Below are 15,802 nucleotides of genomic sequence, written 5' to 3' on the forward strand. Positions count from 1 at the left end.
CTTATAATGATTCTCAAAAATGAAAACGCTTGCAAAATTAAAGGTTATTAAACTATAGGTATGTCTTTTTATCCTAGGAACTATGAGAGACACCTACTAAAATAAATGAACATTAGTTTTGTATTCAGGAGAATCCATCCAATTTTGCAAGTGGTAATAGTTTAGTAAATAGGTAAGATAAAGAATAAGCCAAAAAACAAATTTATCAAATAGAACCGTATAATGCACAAAAAGGGTATTCATTGGCAGCAATTACATTTACATACTAAAGCATAAAAAGCTTTTTCACCATGAAACTGATACTGTTGAACCTATGTCCGCAGAACAGGAGGAGCTACTTAAATAGAATCTGCGATGTCTTTTCGAATCTCTGAACCATTTAAATAACGTTTTACAGCCTTTAACTTCTCTTCGATTGTAACTTAAAAAGCACCTCCAATTGTTAAACTGTGTCTAACAATTGGAGGTGTTCTTCATAATCTCCTTTTATTTTCATAACCACGGCTTGTATATAGTCTAAAACCTACCCTCTCCTATTATTTCTTCTTTTTCTTTACCGCGATTAAAAAAGCAATAAACAAAACATTTACCCCAATTAGTAAAGAGATAAAAAGCCAATTAACCCCCGTTTTTTCTCTAACTTGATATACATTTGCTTCTTCTCGCTTCAATACGAGATAATAATTCCCATCTTCTTCTCTAATGATTTCATCTTCCAATAATCCCTTTAATTCCCGATTTTCTCCTATCTCATTTGCCGAAAGTGAAACTTTTTGTGTCTCTTTCGTGTTGTTAATTGCAACAAGTGTCACTTCATCTTTATACGTCCTTTTTAGCACACTCATCCCAGTCTTATCATATAACAACTCAAACGTCCCACGGCGAAGAGAGGGGAATTTTTGACGAATCTCTCCCAATCTCGTTACATACTGTAAAAACTTTTCATCTGTTTTAAAATCCATTAAGCGGCGATTATCTGGCACTCCCCCGCCATCAAGCGCAATTTCCGTTCCGTAGTACACAATCGGCATCCCTGGTGTTGTATATAAATAAGTAAGCGCAAGTTTTAAACGAGTCGGCGGATAATATGCGTTCTCTTTCGCGATTCTGACAAACCGCTTTGTGCCTTGATTATCTAAAAAATTACTTGTTACTTTACCATTTTCGATTAAACTAACGTCATAAAGTGGTTTAATAGGTGTATCCGTTTTCGTAAAGACATCTGTTATGTGCTTATAGTACTCATTATGTATACCCTCTCCCTCATCAGTCATAACGAGGAAATCTTTTTTTATTCCTTGAACACTTTGTTTTACTGTATTTAAAAAGGCACGTGATATTTCTTTACTATGCATAAGATAACTTCCATCTATGTTTGCTTCTTTCATCCACCATTTTATCGAATCAATAAGCGTTTCTTGCTCTTTTTCTACAACAAATTGAAACACCACTTTCATATCTCGTTTATGTGCTTCTTGCACAAGTTGTTTCACATCTTGCATTGACCCAAAATATTCATTCACTTTTTGCAAATCAACCATACCATACCCATCATACGTTTCACCTTTAAAAATCGGCGAAAGCATAATAGTAGTGAATCCCATCTCTTTTATGTAATCAATTCGCTTTACAATCCCTTGTATATCTCCCCCTTGGTATCTTTCTAAATTCCCTACATCAAGCTGTTTATCATTTTTTGCATCTCCATTATTAAAACGGTCAACCATAATAGAATATACTACTTCATCTTGCCACTCTCTTTTTTCTTCTGCTGATGTATGTATAGGCGCTAAGAAAGCAAATACCATACAAAAACAAATCAACACTCCTCTTCTCCATATCTTCTTCACATAATATCCCCCAACTTCTTTTTAATTGTAAGAATAGTATATCAATTTTCTGAACAAACCGCACTTACACAAACGACATGTCAGGTTTCCTCACGTGATATTTGAAATTTTCTGAAAAACATGTTGATTTTTTATTTATTATTGAATATGATATGAAACATAACATTGAATGTAATATTTTATAACATTATAGGAGGGGAAAAGAATGAACATGGGAGATACTGTGTTTTTATTTTTAGCGACGGTAATGGTTATGATTATGACGCCAGGTTTGGCACTTTTTTACGGCGGAATGGTTCGTAGCAAAAATGTACTGAGTACTACAATGCATAGCTATAGCGCGATGGCGATCGTTTCCATTCAATGGATTTTTATCGGTTATTCTTTATCATTCGGGCCAGATTGGAATGGCGTCATTGGTACATTAGATTGGTTCGGCTTGCAAAACGTAACTTACGCACCAAACGCAGACTACTCCGCTACTATTCCTCACAATTTATTTATGATGTTTCAACTTATGTTTGCAATCTTAACACCAGCGCTCATTTCAGGAGCATTCGCTGAAAGAATGCGATTTTCTGCTTTTCTCATTTTCATCCTTATTTGGACGACAATCGTTTATAATCCCGTTGCCCATTGGGTATGGGGCGTTGGCGGATGGCTTCGCGAACTCGGAGCATTAGATTTCGCTGGCGGTAACGTTGTCCATATCACATCCGGTGTCGCTGGGCTTGTATTAGCGATTTTCCTCGGCAAGCGAAAAGACGTAAACGGATCTTCTCCTCACCATCTCCCCTTTACACTTTTAGGCGCAGGCTTATTATGGTTTGGATGGTTCGGGTTTAACGTCGGTAGCGCCCTTACACTGAACGATGTAGCACTGACCGCATTCATTAATACAAATACCGCAGCCGCAGCTTCCGCCTTAACATGGATCTTAGCAGAGTGGTTCTTCCAATCAAAACCGACTGTAATGGGAGCGGCTTGCGGCGCTGTATCAGGCCTCGTTGCTATTACACCAGCTTGCGGATTCGTCACTCCTTTCTCCGCTCTTTTAATCGGAGCGATCGGAGGCGTTCTTTGCTTCGGAGCTGTCTTCTTTTTAAAACATAAACTTGGCTATGATGATGCACTTGATGCATTTGGATGTCACGGTATCGGCGGAACATGGGGCGGCATTGCAACAGGACTATTTGCAACCACTTCTGTAAATAGCGGCGGCGCTGATGGATTTTTTTATGGAAATGCCGCACTCCTTTGGAAACAGCTAGCTGCAATTGGAGCGACTTATGCATTTACAATCGTGATGACGTACGCCATTATTAAAGGAATTAGTTTCTTCCTTCCCGTTCGCGCGCATGAGCATGAAGAGCAAATGGGGCTCGATATTTCGATGCATGGGGAGAAGGCTTATGAATATAGTGAGAAATCACTAGGCGAGGTGGCAATACAAAAAGAGGCTAAGTGATGCATTTTATAAGTATATAACTTTTATAATAGAAAAAGGTTTATCTCTTTTTAATACGAGATAAACCTTTTTATTTGTTACCTCAGGTACTTATCGTCTATGTTTTATTAGAGCATGTATCCAAAAAGCAGACCTTCGGAAGGCTATGTCTGAAGGCGGAACGATTGACCCTAATCCATGAAGACCATGAATTTCAGGGGAATAGACTGAGGCTTCTCCAGTCATTGATCTTTGTGCACTACCTATAATTTTAAATCCCCTTTTCTTCTTCATAGCAGCGATTTATATGTCGAAAAAACAAAATGGATTTATATAATCGATACACGATATTCTCATTCATCTCTTTTTAAATTCGAATTCAGAAAGTAAAAAATCTAATAAAAAATAAAGTTCTTATAAGTATTTTAAAAGAAAAGACGACTGAAAATTCAGCCGTCTTTTTATTCATTATATTAGTAGACACATATAGCAATTAAAATTTGAGAATAAAATAGAACCATGAATATTATTATTTCTTAGGATTTCCTACATACGCTGAAATATCAACGTTTAATGATTTTGCTAAGCGCATACCGTAATCACGATCTGCACGGAAGAAGTTACAGATTGCAAGTAATTTTGTTTGCTCATGCACATCTTTTAAATCGTTTGTTAAGTTGGCAATTAAGTTATCTTGTTCCTTTTTAGAGAATGAACGGTAACGCTCACCCGCTTGCTGGAAGTCGTTTGGTTTATCGATTTTTTCACGAGATACATAACCTTCAAGCTTCATAGTTGAATCACGGTATGCTGGATCCTCAACTGGATTTTCCGCATGACGACTTGGCTCGTAGTTAATTGTTGATGGTTGTTGATTCATTTGCATTGCACCATCACGTTGTTGATTACGAACAGCTGCATATGGGCAGTTCACAGGGATTTGTAAGTAGTTCGCACCAAGACGGTAACGTTGTGTATCTGGATAAGAGAATAAACGTCCTTGTAATAATTTATCTTCAGACGGTTCAATACCAGGTACAGTTGCACTTGGAGTAAACGCAGCTTGCTCTACTTCTGCAAAGAAGTTTTGTGGGTTGCGATTTAACGTCATTGTTCCGACTTCTATTAACGGAAAGCGATCTTCTGGCCATACTTTTGTTGGATCTAATGGATCAAAGTCTAAAGAATCCATTTCATCAAGTTGCATTACCTGTACGTGAAGATCCCATTTTGGATAATCTCCACGCTCGATTGCATCAAATAAATCACGAGTTGCATGGTTGAAGTCTTTTCCTTGTACTTGTTCTACTTCTTTTGCACTCAAGTTACGAACACCTTGCTGTGGTTTCCAATGATATTTAATATAAACAATTTTACCTTCTGCACTAATCCATTTAAATGAATGTACACCGAAACCTTCCATTTGACGATAGTTTGCTGGCGTACCGTAATCAGAGAATACCCATGTCATCATGTGTGTAGACTCTGGAGACAAAGTCATGAAATCCCAGTAACGATCTGGCGTTTGAATATTTGTATCTGGTGCTGGTTTTAAAGAGTGCACCATGTCAGGGAATTTAATTGCATCACGAATGAAGAAAACTGGTAAATGGTTACCAACGATATCATAGTTTCCTTCCTCTGTATAAAACTTTACAGCGAAACCACGTGGGTCACGAGCTGTTTCCGGAGAACCTTGCCCATGAATAACCGTTGAGAAACGAACGAATACAGGTGTTTCTGTTCCCTCGTTTTGCAAAAACGCTGCTTTCGTATATGCTTTCATGCTATTTTTCGTTACGAAAACACCATGAGCACCTGCGCCACGCGCATGAACAACACGTTCTGGAATACGTTCACGATCAAAATGAGCAAGTTTTTCTACTAAATGATAATCTTCTAATAATACCGGTCCACGGCGACCAGCTGTACGAGAATTTTGGTTATCCCCTACCGGAGCACCTTGGTTTGTTGTTAAGCGATTATTTGGATTCATCAAGAGGAACCTCCTATTATTTCATAATAATAATTACTTATTTAAAATTATTATAATTTAATTATTGTTCAAAATTAACTTTTTGTCAATTATTTTATTCACTTTTTTGGAAACAATTTCTACTAAACAATCAATAAATAAGTCTTGAGCATTCGGCATAGCTGGTCTGAAATAGGATGCACCTAGTTCATCCGTTACAACTTTACATTCATAATCGTTGTCATACAGCACTTCTAAATGTTCTGCCACAAACCCGACAGGACAGTATACAAAAGATTCATAACCATGCTTTTCGTATAAATCTTTCGTTACATCTTGTACATCTGGTCCAATCCATGGATCTGGTGTATTTCCTGCACTTTGCCAGCCAATTGTATAATTTTGAATACCTGCTGCTTCAGCAATTAAATCTGCCGTATGCTGTAGTTGCTTCACATACGGGTCTCCTGCTGCAATAATCTTCTCTGGTAAACTATGCGCTGAAAAAATTACAACAGCTTTCTCTCCGTCTGTAATTCTAGTAAATGTTTCTTTTATTTGGTTTGCCCAATACGCAATAAATTTCGGTTCATCGTACCATTGCTCAATCGGCTCTATAACAGGACCATTTATGTTCTCAGAAATCTTTTGGGCACGCTCGTTGTACGCTTTAATACTAAAAGTTGAATAATGAGGTGCTAACACAATACTAATTGCTTCCTCAATACCATCCCGCTTCATCTCTTCCACCGCATCTTCAATAAATGGAGCGATATGTTTTAGTCCCAAATAACATACAAATTCAAATTCTGAAAAACTCTTATTTAACTCATTTGTTAATTTTCTAGCTTGTTCCTTTGTAATTTTCGCAAGTGGTGAAATACCACCAATCGCTTTATAACGCCCCACTAAATCATCAAGCGCTTCTTGAGATGGTTTACGTCCATGACGAATATGCGTATAATACGCCTCTACATCCTCAAGTGATTCTGGCGTTCCGTACGCCATCACAAGTAAACCTATTTTCTTCTTATTCATCTATATTCACCTCAATATCAGAAATGAGAATCTTTTTCAAGAACATTCGTTTTCAGTATACCAATCGATAATGAGTACGTCAAAATAATAATTATAAATAAGTATTATTTATAATATGATTTTTAATTTTATTTGACAATTTATTTAATATCATTTGTCATATTCTGGTTTGCTTCCACTGAATTTTGAGATAGGGTCTTACTGTCCGCAAATAGCGAGATAAAAATGTAACAGTTAACATTCTAAAATCAAAATAAAATGAATAACAAATGAATAAAAATTATACGTAAGATATAAGATCATTAAGATATTCAGTTACATAAAGACCATTAATATATTGATACACAATTAATGACGATACTCATTCAATTTGTTAGTATATAAATGACTTAACCATTAACGATAAATAAACATTCTGGTTTATGAATTTTTATTCACAACTAAGTATATCTCAACGATTTTCAGGAGGTTTTTTTCAGATGAAGTTACATAAGATGAAACATTTGCTACCTATATCTGCTGCAACAATTACACTCGTATCTAATCAAGGAACGGCCGATGCAGCAACGGTTTATACTGTTAAAAAGAATGACACTCTCGGGGGTATTAGCATCCACTATGGAGTTTCAGTTCAAGCCATTAAACAAGCGAATCATAAGACGAATGATCGAATTTATATTGGAGAACAATTAACCATTCCAGTCTCGCCTTCATCAAGCGAATCTACACAACAAAAAGATGTGGCAGCTTCAAATCATTCAGCTCAAATTGTTTATCAAGTTCAACGAGGAGATACATTAGAAGCTATCGCAAAACGATACAATGTATCCATACAATCAATTAGACAAGCTAACAATACAAACGGCGATCGGATTTATGCAGGTCAACACTTAATTATTACGACAGGTATTTCAGAACAAGAACTGGACTTAATGGCTCGTTTGGTCACTGCCGAAGCCGGAGGAGAGCCTTACGCTGGGAAAGTCGCAGTGGCCAAAGTTATATTAAATCGCGTTGATGCAGTAGAATTTCCAAATACAATTACCGATGTTATTTATGAACCTATTAAATACGGCTATGCCTTTACACCAGTTACAGATGGAAGAATTGATCAACCAGCAACCCGCGAAGCGAGAATGGCGGTAGAAGAAGCAATTTCTACTAAAGGAATTAATTCTGATTGGCTTTATTTTTATAATCCAAAAACCTCTACCGACAAATGGATTACGACACGCCAAACTGTTGCAGTAATTGGGAATCATGTGTTTGCTAAATGAGGAATTGATTCATTAACTATATTTACTCTCGGACAGATTTCTTCCCTTGGAAGGTCTGTCCCTTTTTATTTCTCTTCTATAGATTCATAGAGAATATTCAACTACCCCTACCTTCACTTCGTTTAGAGGAGTGAGTCTTCTCGGTTAAAATGATAAAGAAGACACTCTAACAAGTGTCTTCTTTCGTTGTAAAAATCTCTTAAAATATGTATCTAGTATCCTACATACTCATAAAAAAACTTTCGTTACATCATAACGCCATTATCTTTGAATGAATACCATTTTCCATCAATGAAATGTTTACCTGTTGCCATTGCACCGTTAGACTGTAAATAATACCAATTGCCATTTTCTTGTAGCCATCCTGTTTTCATCGGGCCATCCCCATTCAGATAGTACCATGTACCCTCATCTTGCACCCAGCCTGTTTTCATCGGGCCATCATAAAAGTAATACCATTTCCCGTTATAACTTAACCAACCTGCGTGGCTTGCTCCAGTTTTATCATTAAAGTAATACCAATCACCATCAACTAATTCCCATCCCGTTACCATTGATCCATCTGGATTGAAATACCATACAGTACCACCTTCAGCTAGTTTTCCTGTCCGCATAGCACCACTGTCATCAAAAAAGTAACGCTTTCCTCCCTCATCTAACCAACCTTCGTTCCACCCATTTGCTGAGCTTTTCATTGTGCCATTTGCATTTAAGTAATACCATGTGCCCTTATCTTTTAACCACCCTGTTTTCTTCACACCATTTTGATCATAGAAATACCATGTATTCCCCTCTTTTACCCAACCTGTTTTCTGCATTGCCTGTTCTGTTTTTGGAGCAAGTTGTTTTACAGCTTCTTGGTTTTCAGCATGAGATACTGCAGGAACTACAAACATTGCAGACATTAAAACTGGTAAAATAGTTTTCTTCATTTTCCATATCCCCCAAATAATGAATAATTTGTGTTTTTATTTCCACAAGGAGAATTATATTACGACGTTTCAATATAATCAACATTTTTGTAATATATTTGTAATATTTTTTATTTAACCGAAATAAAAAACGAATTAAAATTAATTTTTATTACCTTTTTGTTATATTTTTATTTTAATAAATTTTCAAATTAGTTATTTCTTTGAGACATTAAGAATAGATGAAGGTCCTATATTCTGGAAATGTATATTCAAGTTAAATAGCGAAAAAAAGCGGCTCACAATGATTGTGAGCCGCTTTTTACTATTCTTTAATATTTACCCCATACTCCTTAAACCACACATGAATTTGTGCCAAATGTGCCAATAGTTGTGGCCCGGTCATCAACTGACCAAACCATGGCGTTTGAAACGCACTACCACCTGATTGAATCAACCCTTGTAATTGTTCTTTATCAAACAACTCATGCAAAATTGAGTTTTTATCCGTTAACAGATTCTGTAACCACACTGTTACTGCTTCCGTGTAGTGCGGATTGTGCGTTTTTGGATACGGACTTTTCTTTCTGTATAATATATCATTTGGTAATACACCTTCTAACGCTTTACGTAATAGACCTTTTTCGCGATTTTTATACATTTTCATTTCCCAAGGAATATTCCACGCATATTCGACCAGACGATGATCCGCAAAAGGAACACGTACTTCTAGGCTCGCTCCCATACTCATGCGATCCTTTCTGTCTAATAATGTCGTCATAAACCAAACCATATTCAAATAAAATAATTGTCGTCTTTTTGCTTCAATTGTACTTTCTCCTTCTAAAATCGGCACTTCCTGTATAGATTCTTCGTAGCGTCGTTGTACATATTCTTGCAGTTTTAATTTATCACGCCATTCTTTTTTCAGGAGTTGTTCGCGTGCCTCTGTAGAGCGCATCCAAGGGAATGCACTTGATTGCAAATCATCTTCCCGGTAAAACCATGGATAACCTCCAAAGATTTCATCTGCACATTCGCCCGACAAACCGACGACAAAATCTTGTTTAATTTCTCGGCAAAACCATAATAATGAAGAATCGATATCTGCCATACCAGGTAAATCGCGAACGAGTACTGCTTCTGTTAAATACTCCGCTAACTGTTCATTGGAAATCACACAGCGGTGATGAATTGTACCAAATGTTTCTGTCATCAAATCAATAAATGGTGCATCCGAATTTGGTTGAAAAGCATTTGCTTTAAAATATTTTTCATTATCTTCATAATCAATCGAATACGTATGCAACTTCCCTTTTCCTTCTCTTTCATATGCCATTGCCGCAAACGCTGTAATGGCACTTGAATCTACCCCACCCGACAAAAATGTACATAACGGTACATCTGAAACCAATTGTCTTGTAATTGCATCCTTAAGCAGAAAACGTACTTGTTCTACTGTTTCTTCAAATGAATGTTCATGTTTTTTACTCTCAACATTCCAATAGCGCCATATACATAAACCATCTTTTGAAAAAGTAAGAACATGACCTGGACGTAGCTCTTGAATTCCTGCATAAATACCATGTCCAGGTGTTCGAGACGGTCCTAATCCAAATATTTCTGATAGTCCCTCTGTCGTAACTTCTGTCTTTACATCTGGATGAGCTAAAATAGCTTTTAATTCTGAAGCAAACAATAATCTTCCGTTTTCATATTTATAAAATAATGGTTTCACACCTAATCGATCCCGTGCAATAAACACTTGTTCTTTTTTCTCATCCCAAACCGCAAAAGCATATATTCCATTTAAATGATTCACACATTCTTCTTTCCATTCGATATAAGACGCTAATAATACTTCCGTATCAGAATGCCCTTTAAATCTATAACCTCTTTGCATTAATTCTTTGCGAATATCTTCTGTATTATAAAGTTCCCCATTATAACAAATTGTGTAATACTCTTCTTCTTTCATACATGTACATGTCATCGGCTGTTTCCCACCTTCAGGATCAACCACAATTAAACGTTTATGCCCAAAAGCAACATGCCTTTTGATCCAGACATTCGTATCATCTGGACCGCGCTTTGCAAGTGTTTCTGCCATCTTCGTAACCGTTTCTCTTTCACCTTCTAACAACCGCTTATAATCAATCCATCCTGTAATCCCGCACATATAAATCATCCTTCCTATCCTATATCCGTATAACTTTACTCCGTTCAAAACCCACATAGAACCAAAAAGGCTGAACTGAAACGTCTGCACGTAAAAGCCTAATTGATGAGGGCTAACGATCCAGACGGAATTTCTCCGCCGGATAAAAAATTCACTGTTTGAAGCATGTTTTTATTCTATGCCCACCTTTCTTTAGGTGTTCCATAGTTATAAAGAATGCCTGAACTGTCCATAACAGGAATAACTACTTCTATAAAAGGAGAAATCACGAATGAAACAACGCAAACATATTTTGTATAATCAACCGCGTGCTCATACAATTGGGAATGTGGAATATATAAACAATGAATGGATATTCTTTGATGATGAAAATGATGAAGCATTTTTGCTTGAGGATATTATTGAAGATGGATTTGAAGTTTTATATAACAACAATTGGCTACCGGCAAGATTCTACGAACAAAACATATTACAAATTGCAAATGAACATCATCCATTGCAAAATGGTGAAATGATACGAATTCGTAAAAAATTACTACTCAGTTATCATGAATGGTTAGAAGAACTATCCGATTCCGCTTTTGCGTTATTTGCAGAAACATTGCAGTCCTTCAATTATTCTTTATATGACTGTATATATTGTCATAATTTCCTATCGTTTCAGCCGAAAGAAGGGCCTTGCGAAGGTGTAAACCTGCTATTATTTGATAACGAAGAAATGATTTGCTCGTTGCACCATCATTACGTTCGGTATTCCACTTGTAATAAGAATATATTTCAATTTACAAAAACAAACGGGGAACAACTACATATAGAATCTACGTGAATACAATAGCTATATCTCGTCTCTATCTTTCCCGTAATCAAACCTCATAAATGTATTTCATTTCATATAAGTTCAAATTTGACAAACCATTAAACAAAAACCATCTTATTCTCCTTTACAGAAAAATAAGATGGTTTTATTTTACGCAAATGGTGAAAATCCCATCGGTAATCGTAATCCAAGATATAGTACAATAACAAGCGCAATAATAAATTGAACCCAAAACGCCCCTGCTGGTTTCTTCTTACTTGTTTTCACAAGAATCATTTCCATTGCAGCAATAACCCAAACACCAACTAACATTTTTAGGCCATACCACATATGCATGTTCCCTGTTGCTGTTTTCATAATGCTTTGATACAGTAAGAAACCCGTTACAATGATGATGATATACACAAGACGAAGCCCCATATGTACGCCTTTACCTTTTCTTCCTGCCGTATACATAGAATACGCCACAAAGAATAAAATAAGCCCTAGTGCCCACGCTGTAATATGCATGTGTGTTGTCACGATATCCCAACCTCCTCTTTTCACACTTTTTCACTTTATATGATACCATGTCCACTTCTTTTCAGGAAATATTTCGCTTTTTTACATTTAAATGATATAATATTTAGAGTATTTATAAACTTCTTGTAATAACAAAAGGGGGAACAATCATGATTCAAACAAAAGATATTATCGAACTAACAGACACATATGGAGCTCACAACTATCATCCGCTACCAATCGTAATTTCGAAAGCAGAAGGAGTTTGGGTAGAAGATCCTGAAGGAAACCGCTACATGGACTTACTTAGTGCATATTCTGCGGTAAACCAAGGACACCGTCATCCGAAAATTATTGACGCTTTAATTGAACAAGCAAACCGTGTTACGTTAACTTCACGTGCCTTCCATAGTGATCAATTAGGTCCTTGGTACGAAAAAGTAGCGGAATTAACAAATAAAAATATGGTACTTCCAATGAATACAGGTGCGGAAGCTGTTGAAACCGCAATCAAAACAGCACGTCGCTGGGCATATGATGTGAAAAAGGTAGAAGAAAATAGAGCTGAAATTATCGTTTGTGAAGATAACTTCCATGGTCGTACAATGGGGGCAGTTTCCATGTCATCCAATGAAGAATACAAACGTGGCTTCGGACCAATGCTTCCTGGCATCATTGTGATTCCTTACGGTGATTTAGAAGCATTAAAAGCTGCAATTACACCAAATACAGCTGCATTTATTTTAGAACCAATTCAAGGAGAAGCAGGAATTAACATTCCACCAGCTGGATTCCTAAAAGAAGCATACGATGTATGTAAAAAAGAAAACGTTTTATTTGTAGCTGACGAAATTCAAACTGGTTTAGGTCGTACTGGTAAACTATTTGCATGTGATTGGGACAACGTAATTCCTGACATGTACATACTTGGTAAAGCACTTGGCGGCGGCGTATTCCCAATTTCTTGCGTTGCAGCAAATCGCGATATTTTAGGCGTATTCGAACCAGGTTCTCACGGCTCTACATTCGGTGGTAATCCACTTGCATGTGCTGTTTCTATTGCGGCTCTTGACGTATTATTAGATGAGAAATTAACAGAGCGTTCTCTTCAATTAGGTGAAAAATTAGTAGGACAATTAAAAGAAATTGATAATCCTATGATCACAGAAATCCGTGGTAAAGGATTATTTATCGGAATCGAATTGAACGAGCCTGCTCGTCCATATTGCGAAAAATTAAAAGAAGCGGGTTTATTATGTAAAGAAACACATGAAAATGTAATTCGTATCGCACCACCTCTTGTTATTTCTGAGGAAGACCTAGAGTGGGCATTCCAAAAAATTAAAGCGGTATTATCTTAATCAAAACAAGCTGCCTCTTACGAGGCAGCTTGTTTCATGAAACAATCATTTTTGAGAAAAGTAATATCCCAACGATAACCGGAAATAGAAGCAACACACCTGCTATACAGGAGACAATCACATGTTTCAATTCCCACCAATCATTTCTTATCCCTTTCCGAAACCAAAACAATGAAAAAGGTATAATGAATATCACTGCCGTTACCAATCCTGGAACATATCTTTCTGTCAAAATTGCCCCAGTGATATGAAACAACCCATTCATAAAAATCATCGCTTGTATAACGAGCAATATATAAAGCGTGACTTTCTTTTTAAATATAGAATGAATACACACAAGCAGAAAGACAATGCTTGTTAACAAACATAATGCAATGAAGAAATATTGTTTTTGCCACGCGTTTTCTTCCATACGAATCGGTTGGAAATATTTCATTTCAGGGAAAAAATAATATTCCTCAGCATTATGAAATGCAAATAGAATAGGGATGAGCCAAATATATAACGTACTATTTGACCAGGTTTTGAAGCGTTCCAACATGCTGCACCGTTATTGTTACTTCATCACCAGCGCTTAGAAATTTAGGTGGTATAAACCCTTTCCCAACTCCCGCTGGTGTTCCAGTCGCAATAATATCCCCAGGCTCTAACGTCATCCCTTTACTTACGATAGAAATAATATCTTCTATTGAAAATATCATATTTGCAGTATTTGAAGTTTGCCGAACCTCTCCGTTCACTCTTGTTTCAATATCTAATTGATTCGGGGTTTTAATAGCCGTCTTATGAACTAAATACGGCCCCATTGGGCAAAATGTATCAAAACTTTTTCCTAAGAAAAATTGTTTATGTTTTCTTTGAATATCTCGAGCAGTTATGTCATTTACAATTGTATAACCGAAAACATATTCAAGCGCCTTATCTTTTGCAATTTGTTTTCCGCGTTTCCCAATCACAATTGCGAGTTCTCCTTCATAATCTAGTTCACTCGTTGCATGCGGATGACTGTGAATTTTCTCTCCATTCCCGATAACCGTCGTCGGCGCCTTTGTGAAAATCATGATATCTTTCGGAATAGACTCTTCTCCACCCATCTCTATCGCATGATCACGATAGTTTTTTCCGACGCAAAGAATATTCTTTCTTGGTCTTGGAATAGGTGCTAATATTTTAACGTCTTGCAATGGATAATACGCCGTCGTTTCATTTTCCTTTGCCCAATTTATAATTTCTACCACCTTTTCAATAAAAGCATTTCCTTTTTCGATACACTCTAGCATTGTAATAGGAACTGTAATCTTTTCGCCTTTTTGCCGCTGTGCTTCTCTAATATGCAGCACTTTTTCTTCATACTCATCCACAATGCCAACAAATACTTTCTCTTCCTTCTTCACTGTAACAAACCGCATGATTTCCACTCTCCATCCTAAAACTCATACAATGTAATTGTATTCGCATTCCTTTAAAAAAAACCTGCCAATACATTTTAATTTTTACAAGATTCTTCATTTTTCACACTGTCCGATGTTATTTTGGAATAAAATGTAGAATTTTTACTTTTTTTATCGAAGCTATTTCTTTTTTATGGAACTTTTGTATAATATGTACTACATATATACTTAAAATTTATAAAGAGATGGAGCCGATTCTATGTTTGAGCAAGCGATTGAAAAAAAACGTGAGAAAATGATGTATTTTGCTGAACGTTACGGAATAACTTCTCAAAAAACAGTGAATTGTAGCCAAGAACTGGACAGGCTCTTAAATGTGGTTTGGCTTTTGAAAGCGGATTTCACCTCAACTTATACTATAGACGAACACACACAATGAAGTGTGTGTCTTTTATTTGAAAAAAGACACATTTTAATGAAAACGCCCATACAATAATAGAAAAGGATATTGATTTTTCATATAGAACATGGATGATAACAGCAGTAAAAATTTTATTTATGAAAGGTGTTTGCTATGCCAGCGATGGTTGGACATATTCATATCGTTAACATTGGATCAAGTGGTATTTTTCATGTTGGAGATGTATTTGCAATTAGACCGATTAGTTACTCACGTGCTTTTGCAGGAGCTGGTTCTTTTAATGTTGGTGAAAATATTTCAGTATACAATTATCAAAATGCGACAACAGTCAATGATACAGACATAATCGATCAAGCTATAATTGGATCCAACTAAAGGAGGCGATTCGTAAGTGAACTTTTATGTACAGCAAAGTATTATCATTAACAATATAAGAATTGATAGCATTACAACATCCTCCGTTTTTCAAATTGGAAGTGCCGGTAGCATTAAAGCATTATCTAAATTTTCCAATACAGGTGGATTTACAGCGCCACTTCGCCCCTTGAAATCAAAAGGACAAATTATTTCTATTAAACCATGATGGGTTCTTCTTAAGCTCTTTATGTCATAAACATATAGAGCAAGCATACAC

15 protein-coding genes are annotated in these 15,802 nt (G+C 36.3%); 7 read left to right on the plus strand and 8 right to left on the minus strand.

Annotation, left to right across the window (positions count from 1 at the left end; genetic code table 11):
- Nucleotides 1-536: 536 nt before the first annotated feature.
- The gene (locus tag MHH71_RS09920; RefSeq protein ID WP_006093929.1) at nt 537-1,808 is read right to left on the minus strand and encodes an alpha-amylase family glycosyl hydrolase; all 1,272 of its coding nucleotides are present in this window, start codon (nt 1,806-1,808) and stop codon (nt 537-539) included.
- Between the two features lie 247 nt (nt 1,809-2,055).
- On the opposite strand from MHH71_RS09920, the gene MHH71_RS09925 reads away from it, so the two are divergent.
- Nucleotides 2,056-3,318 carry an ammonium transporter gene (locus MHH71_RS09925; protein ID WP_006093930.1) on the plus strand — a complete coding sequence of 421 codons (1,263 nt, stop codon included), beginning with the start codon at nt 2,056-2,058 and terminating at the stop codon, nt 3,316-3,318.
- A gap of 508 nt (nt 3,319-3,826) precedes the next feature.
- Here the strand turns inward: MHH71_RS09925 and MHH71_RS09935 are convergent.
- Both MHH71_RS09935 and hemH read right to left on the minus strand, forming a co-directional pair.
- The gene (locus MHH71_RS09935; RefSeq protein ID WP_006093931.1) at nt 3,827-5,293 is read right to left on the minus strand and encodes a catalase; all 1,467 of its coding nucleotides are present in this window, start codon (nt 5,291-5,293) and stop codon (nt 3,827-3,829) included.
- Nucleotides 5,294-5,350: 57 nt separating this feature from the next.
- Nucleotides 5,351-6,310, minus strand: a complete 960-nt coding sequence (hemH, locus tag MHH71_RS09940) for a ferrochelatase (protein WP_006093932.1) — start codon at nt 6,308-6,310, stop codon at nt 5,351-5,353.
- A 479-nt stretch (nt 6,311-6,789) separates the two neighbouring features.
- On the opposite strand from hemH, the gene MHH71_RS09945 reads away from it, so the two are divergent.
- Nucleotides 6,790-7,587 (plus strand): LysM peptidoglycan-binding domain-containing protein, encoded by a 798-nt coding sequence (locus MHH71_RS09945; protein ID WP_006093933.1) that lies wholly within the window; start codon nt 6,790-6,792, stop codon nt 7,585-7,587.
- Between the two features lie 245 nt (nt 7,588-7,832).
- Here MHH71_RS09945 and MHH71_RS09950 read toward each other — a convergent pair whose 3' ends face one another.
- Entirely contained in the window at nt 7,833-8,519 is a 687-nt protein-coding gene (locus MHH71_RS09950) for an N-acetylmuramoyl-L-alanine amidase family protein (RefSeq protein WP_006093934.1), read from the minus strand.
- Nucleotides 8,520-8,823: 304 nt separating this feature from the next.
- Nucleotides 8,824-10,677, minus strand: a complete 1,854-nt coding sequence (gene asnB / locus MHH71_RS09955) for an asparagine synthase (glutamine-hydrolyzing) (RefSeq protein WP_033798722.1) — start codon at nt 10,675-10,677, stop codon at nt 8,824-8,826.
- A gap of 271 nt (nt 10,678-10,948) precedes the next feature.
- Here asnB and MHH71_RS09960 point away from each other — a divergent pair, with 271 nt between their 5' ends.
- On the plus strand, nt 10,949-11,503 hold the full coding sequence (locus MHH71_RS09960) for a DUF2777 domain-containing protein (RefSeq protein WP_003195877.1): 555 nt from the start codon (nt 10,949-10,951) through the stop codon (nt 11,501-11,503).
- 141 nt (nt 11,504-11,644) lie between these two features.
- Here MHH71_RS09960 and MHH71_RS09965 read toward each other — a convergent pair whose 3' ends face one another.
- Nucleotides 11,645-12,004, minus strand: a complete 360-nt coding sequence (locus tag MHH71_RS09965; RefSeq protein ID WP_033794635.1) for a YisL family protein — start codon at nt 12,002-12,004, stop codon at nt 11,645-11,647.
- A gap of 161 nt (nt 12,005-12,165) precedes the next feature.
- On the opposite strand from MHH71_RS09965, the gene rocD reads away from it, so the two are divergent.
- Nucleotides 12,166-13,356, plus strand: a complete 1,191-nt coding sequence (gene rocD / locus MHH71_RS09970) for an ornithine aminotransferase (RefSeq protein WP_006093919.1) — start codon at nt 12,166-12,168, stop codon at nt 13,354-13,356.
- A gap of 34 nt (nt 13,357-13,390) precedes the next feature.
- On the opposite strand, the gene MHH71_RS09975 is transcribed toward rocD, so the two are convergent.
- Both MHH71_RS09975 and MHH71_RS09980 read right to left on the minus strand, forming a co-directional pair.
- Nucleotides 13,391-13,897: an HXXEE domain-containing protein gene (locus tag MHH71_RS09975; RefSeq protein ID WP_029427741.1), complete on the minus strand. Its 507-nt coding sequence runs from the start codon at nt 13,895-13,897 to the stop codon at nt 13,391-13,393.
- Complete coding sequence (locus tag MHH71_RS09980; protein ID WP_033798721.1) at nt 13,866-14,765, minus strand: fumarylacetoacetate hydrolase family protein; 900 nt, start codon at nt 14,763-14,765, stop codon at nt 13,866-13,868. Before MHH71_RS09980 ends, MHH71_RS09975 begins: the two co-directional genes overlap by 32 nt.
- Before the next feature lie 241 nt (nt 14,766-15,006).
- Here MHH71_RS09980 and MHH71_RS09985 point away from each other — a divergent pair, with 241 nt between their 5' ends.
- From MHH71_RS09985 to MHH71_RS09995, 3 genes are all read left to right on the plus strand, one after another.
- Entirely contained in the window at nt 15,007-15,186 is a 180-nt protein-coding gene (locus MHH71_RS09985; protein WP_018783051.1) for an aspartyl-phosphate phosphatase Spo0E family protein, read from the plus strand.
- Between the two features lie 135 nt (nt 15,187-15,321).
- Nucleotides 15,322-15,543, plus strand: coding sequence for a spore germination protein (locus MHH71_RS09990; RefSeq protein ID WP_006093916.1), 222 nt, complete (start codon nt 15,322-15,324; stop codon nt 15,541-15,543).
- Between the two features lie 16 nt (nt 15,544-15,559).
- Complete coding sequence (locus MHH71_RS09995; protein WP_006093915.1) at nt 15,560-15,751, plus strand: spore germination protein GerPB; 192 nt, start codon at nt 15,560-15,562, stop codon at nt 15,749-15,751.
- The last annotated feature ends 51 nt before the right edge of the window (nt 15,752-15,802 follow it).

Source organism: Bacillus sp. FSL H8-0534, assembly GCF_038005885.1.
In the GTDB taxonomy this organism is placed as follows: Bacteria; Bacillota; Bacilli; order Bacillales; family Bacillaceae_G; genus Bacillus_A; species Bacillus_A pseudomycoides.

Coding starts and splice junctions, on each gene's coding strand:
- MHH71_RS09920 (WP_006093929.1), bottom strand. CDS start 1,808: ATGGTATTTGCTTTCTTAGCGCCTATACATACATCAGCAGAAGAAAAA.
- MHH71_RS09925 (WP_006093930.1), top strand. CDS start 2,056: ATGAACATGGGAGATACTGTGTTTTTATTTTTAGCGACGGTAATGGTT.
- MHH71_RS09935 (WP_006093931.1), bottom strand. CDS start 5,293: ATGAATCCAAATAATCGCTTAACAACAAACCAAGGTGCTCCGGTAGGG.
- hemH (WP_006093932.1), bottom strand. CDS start 6,310: ATGAATAAGAAGAAAATAGGTTTACTTGTGATGGCGTACGGAACGCCA.
- MHH71_RS09945 (WP_006093933.1), top strand. CDS start 6,790: ATGAAGTTACATAAGATGAAACATTTGCTACCTATATCTGCTGCAACA.
- MHH71_RS09950 (WP_006093934.1), bottom strand. CDS start 8,519: ATGAAGAAAACTATTTTACCAGTTTTAATGTCTGCAATGTTTGTAGTT.
- asnB (WP_033798722.1), bottom strand. CDS start 10,677: ATGTGCGGGATTACAGGATGGATTGATTATAAGCGGTTGTTAGAAGGT.
- MHH71_RS09960 (WP_003195877.1), top strand. CDS start 10,949: ATGAAACAACGCAAACATATTTTGTATAATCAACCGCGTGCTCATACA.
- MHH71_RS09965 (WP_033794635.1), bottom strand. CDS start 12,004: ATGCATATTACAGCGTGGGCACTAGGGCTTATTTTATTCTTTGTGGCG.
- rocD (WP_006093919.1), top strand. CDS start 12,166: ATGATTCAAACAAAAGATATTATCGAACTAACAGACACATATGGAGCT.
- MHH71_RS09975 (WP_029427741.1), bottom strand. CDS start 13,897: ATGTTGGAACGCTTCAAAACCTGGTCAAATAGTACGTTATATATTTGG.
- MHH71_RS09980 (WP_033798721.1), bottom strand. CDS start 14,765: ATGCGGTTTGTTACAGTGAAGAAGGAAGAGAAAGTATTTGTTGGCATT.
- MHH71_RS09985 (WP_018783051.1), top strand. CDS start 15,007: ATGTTTGAGCAAGCGATTGAAAAAAAACGTGAGAAAATGATGTATTTT.
- MHH71_RS09990 (WP_006093916.1), top strand. CDS start 15,322: ATGCCAGCGATGGTTGGACATATTCATATCGTTAACATTGGATCAAGT.